The organism is Elstera litoralis (genome assembly GCF_000963705.1).
GTDB classification, from domain to species: domain Bacteria; phylum Pseudomonadota; class Alphaproteobacteria; order Elsterales; family Elsteraceae; genus Elstera; species Elstera litoralis.
In genome coordinates, this window is the sequence record NZ_LAJY01000369.1 from 1 (window position 1) to 4,403 (window position 4,403).

General features: G+C 54.4%; 4 protein-coding genes. 1 reads left to right on the forward strand and 3 read right to left on the reverse strand.

The genetic code is table 11. The annotated features are described in order from the left end of the window. A partial coding sequence (locus VZ95_RS13845) for a glycosyltransferase family 4 protein (RefSeq protein WP_045776377.1) occupies positions 1-1,136 on the reverse strand: 1,136 nt, incomplete at its 3' end. Continuing rightward, on the reverse strand, positions 1,133-2,242 hold the full coding sequence (locus VZ95_RS13850; RefSeq protein ID WP_052711766.1) for a glycosyltransferase family 4 protein: 1,110 nt from the start codon (positions 2,240-2,242) through the stop codon (positions 1,133-1,135). The genes VZ95_RS13850 and VZ95_RS13845, both read right to left, overlap by 4 nt. A gap of 286 nt (positions 2,243-2,528) precedes the next feature. Between VZ95_RS13850 and VZ95_RS24225 the strand changes: the two genes are divergently transcribed. Continuing rightward, positions 2,529-3,293 (forward strand): hypothetical protein, encoded by a 765-nt coding sequence (locus tag VZ95_RS24225; protein ID WP_156995300.1) that lies wholly within the window; start codon positions 2,529-2,531, stop codon positions 3,291-3,293. 82 nt (positions 3,294-3,375) lie between these two features. Here the strand turns inward: VZ95_RS24225 and VZ95_RS13855 are convergent. Beyond that, positions 3,376-4,403 (reverse strand): Fic family protein (locus tag VZ95_RS13855; protein ID WP_045776378.1); only part of this gene is annotated, 1,028 nt, incomplete at its 5' end.

A 4,403-nucleotide genomic window follows, 5' to 3' on the forward strand; every position in this document is an offset into this window, starting at 1 on the left:
TTCCGGTCGAGACTAGCTTGCCCCATCGCGGCCAGCCGTTCGGGATCGACCAAACAGTCGCGTAAAGAGGCCGAGAGCGCCTTATCGTTACCGAAGGGGTAGATATGGCCGTTAAGACCGGGAACAATCAAATCCGGGGCGGCACCGATGCGGTCGGAACAGACAATCGCGCGGCCCGCATTCATCGCCTCATTCACGACGAGACCCCAGGCTTCGCGTTCGGACGGCAGGACGAAAATATCGCACAGATCATAAAGCGCCGCGAGGTCGGCCTGGCTCTTGAAGCCCAGCACTTTTGCCGAATTGCCGAGGCCCGACACGGCGATAGTCTTTTCCAAATTGCCGCGCAATGGCCCATCGCCCGCATAGATCAGATAGGGATTGCGCGCGTCGGACTCATGCACCAACTCGGCAAACGCCCCCAACAGCGGCAGCGGTTGCTTGCGGTCGATCAGTTTGGCGGCGAACAGAATGATCGGGCGGCCTTGTTCCAGCCCCAAGCTGGCGCGCAACAGTTCGCGTTGGGGCGCGAGCGCGGCGATCTTAGTCTGGAAATAGGCATTATCGACGGCATAGGGCACCGAAATCAGCTTATGGGGCGCAATTCCGAAGCCGCGATAATAATCGGCGTTCAAGGAACCAATCGTTAGCCAGCGATCCACCAGCTGATTCATCGACGTAAAGAAGATTTGTTTGGCAATTTGCTTTATCGGCGAGCGGCTGGCTGAAATATCGGTCGATTCATCGCGCATCAACACTTTGATGCCCATCGCCTTAGCCGTCGCCGCCGCGACCCAGTGGGAGGCACGGTTATAGCCGTGAATCCACAGCACATCGAATTTTCCGGCGCGCAGCTTTTTGGCGAGACCCGTGGAGAAAGGTCGCCAGACGGTGGGAATCTCGTTCTTGCCCAAGGGCGAGCCCCATTGGCCCAGCACTTCGGAGGCATAGCCCTCCAGCAGCGGCACATCCCATTCAATCGCCCGGCCAAAATCGGGATCGACAAAGGCGCGCGCCGAAAAATCGGACCCAAAGAACGCCTTGAACTCCAATCCCGGCACGGCGGCCACCCGGCGCAGCAGCGGCGCTTGATATTGAATCGGATGCGTAACGAAATAGGCGAGCTTGAGGCTCATCGCGCTTCTCCCAGCCGTGCCGCTAACGGGTCGAGAATCATGCGGTTCACGCGCTCGTTATACGCTTGGGCGGAGAAGGTTTCGAGTCCTACCGGTGGTTGTCCCCGGCCTTGGGCGAGCGCGGCTTCGATGCCGCGCGTAAGATCGCCAGGGTCTTTCGGGTTCACGACGGGGCCGAACTTGCCCTCCAGCACCGCTTCCGCACTGGCGTCGAGGTTGGAGGCGATGGCCGGAATGCCGCAGGCCAGCGCTTCGATAATGACAATGCCGAACCCCTCGCCCCAGCCCGCCAGCAGAAACACATCGGCGAGCCGGTAGGTATCGACCTTTTCGTTCTCCGGCACATAGCCGGCGAACACCACTTTGTCGGCGATACCCAGGTCGCGCGCTTTCTGTTCCAGCCGGGGCCGGTCGGTGCCTTCGCCGCAGATGAGATAGGCGAGATCGGGATAGCGCGGCAGCAGGCCGGGCATGGCCTCCATCACCTCGTCGAACCCCTTATAGCGCTCGCGCGCCTCAAGCCGCCCCATACCCATCAGCACGCGCTTATTGGCGAGCCCATAGCGAGTAAGCAGATCGGCGCGCTTCGGGCCGGGGGTGAAGGCGGCGATATCGACGGCATTCGGCACCACGAGGCCCTTCGGCTCCGGCAGGCCGGTCCACTCTAAAAATCGATCTTTGGTGAATTGGCTGACGGCGAGGAACCAATCGAGCCGCCCAATCTGCCGCCGGGTTTCCGCCCCGCCGACCGGCTGCCACGCTTCCACCCCGTGTAGAATAAGCCCCATCGGCACGCGCTTTCGGAGTTCCAACAGGCGCATCAGCGGCAACAGATTCACATGCCCGCAGATGACGAGATCAAACCCGCGCGGATCGGTCAGCGCCAACAGCTCGCCCGCCAAAAACGCGGCTTTGCCGTGGCGGGTCCAGGTCCAATAGGTCAGCTTCTCCGGCAAGCCTTCGACCGGATCGACGATGACGCGCGGCAACGCCACAACCTCCGTCACCGCAGGATGCGCGCAGAGCGCCCCCAGCAGATCGCGGTTGAACTTGGCAATGCCGCCCCGGCCGCCAAACGCATCATGCAAAAACACCAGAACGCGCATCGCGCTCCCACCCTTGGGCTATTCGTCCGAGACCGGCTGTCTAGCACAGGCGCGCGTGGGCGGGGGGTGAAAACTTGGTAAGGGTGGGGTAGGGGGACATTCCCGGAAGTTCGTACGATATGCAACATATACAGTCTCAACTGCATCGTTCTTTTTGTTTTTCGTGATTCTGTTTGAGCTAGACCGCAATCAGGAAGCAATGCGATCAACCGGACGTACATTTATTGACATTTTATTAATTCGTAGTATGATTATGAACTGTTTCGATGTGCCGATAGGATTGTATATGTTCTCTGATAAAAAAAACGAATGCTCATACTGCATACCCGTGTTTTATTTTATGTTGTTTTTTGTCATATTTATGGTTATTTTAATTTTAATATCATTTTTTATTGAATATCCTTTCAAGAGACCTGAAAAATTAAATGAACTTGGGGATTTTCTGGCTGGAATTTTCTCTCCACTCGCTTTTATGGGGGTTTGTATTGGTCTGTATATTCAGCGTAAGGAATTTCTGGCAACCAGAAAAGAAAGTTCAGATCAAATTAAATACGATATATTTTCTTCTACTGCTCCCCTGTTTATTGATGATTTAGACAAATCTTATAATCTTATTAGAGAAAATATAAGCATTGAATCAATAGAAATTGCAAAAAAGTGCATTTTAGATAAATTCAATATTGAAAATTGCGATGAATCAGTGAAAAATTTATATAATCATATTAGATATAGAGACAGTTCTTATTATCAATTGACGGCTGTAGATTTTTTAAATATTGACGAAAATGTGGATTGGTACCCAGAATATAAATTGTTAATTGTGATTTCTAATTTAGATAAAATAATAGAGTTTTCCGAAAAGGCTAATATCGTTTACAAATTATTTAAATTGATAGATGGTGATATAGTGTATTCAGAGCATTTTATCCGATCTGCAAAAGGTATATTGTTTAGTGCTATAGATAACTTACTAATTCAAAGACAAATGATCGAAAGAATAAAATCAGAGGTTTCGAAGGCCGAAATAGATTTTATGCTTGATCTTTATTGAAGATAATTTTGAGGGTTATTTGGATGTTAGGTTAAGTCGAGCAGGGTCAACGTCTCCTGTAGTGCTCCAAATACATCCCCCCTCAAAACAACATCGGCGTCTGCTTCGCCCGCGCCAGCGCATAAGGATCGTCCGAGCGGCGGCGGTGCAGCGTGTCGGACCAGAGGGCACGCAGGGCGGGGGCGGCGACATAGGTGCGGCCGCGTTTTTCGCCTTTTGGGATGAGCAGGTCCAATTCGCACAGGCGTTTCAGGTCGCGGGAGGCGACCACGTCGGAAATTTCGTTTTCCACCCGGTAGCGGTGATTGCGCAGCGTGTAGCCGAAGGCGGCTTCCACCAGGGCGCTTTCGGTGCGCTCGGGCAATTTATGCGCGGCAACGAGTTGGCTGACGCGCGCCCAGACTTGCCCCATATGGGCGTTGCGCCGCAGCAGCGTCGCGGCCTGCTGGTAATGGGCGCGCAGGCAGAAGCGCACCCACGGCAGGGCGGAGTTTTGCGGATTCCAGCGGCCCTCCCCCACGTCCTTCAGCAGCGCGTAATAGGCGGGGGTATTGCGGCCCAGCCATTCTTCGATGCTGCTGAACACCGGCGAGCTTGCATCGTTGCGCGAAATAATCAGCGTTTGCAGCGCCCGCGCCATCCGCCCGTTACCGTCTTTGAACGGGTGGATCATGGCGAGGTTCAAATGGGCCATCGCGGCTTGCACGATGGGTGGGCTGTCGGCGCTTCGGTCATTGATCTGCCGAACCAGCGCCTCCATCAACGCGGGAACCGCCGCCGCCTCCGGCCCTTCATAAACGATCTCTTGGGCGACCTCATCGAGGACATAAATCGGGTTGGGCCGCCATTGGCCGGGAAGCTTGGTCAGATCGTAACTCAGCATCATATAATGCAGGCTGCGGATAAGCTCCAAAGTGATCTGGGTGTAGGGATCATCATGCACGGCCATAATATAGGTCATGGCGGTACGATAGCCTTGCAGAGCTTTTAGGGTTTCCTCTTCCAGTGTCTCCGGGCGCTCTTCATCGATAATTGCCACGGCTTCGGCCAGATTGGCGGTATAGCCTTCGATGCTATTGGAGCCTTGCAGGGCACGGGCGAAGGTATTCT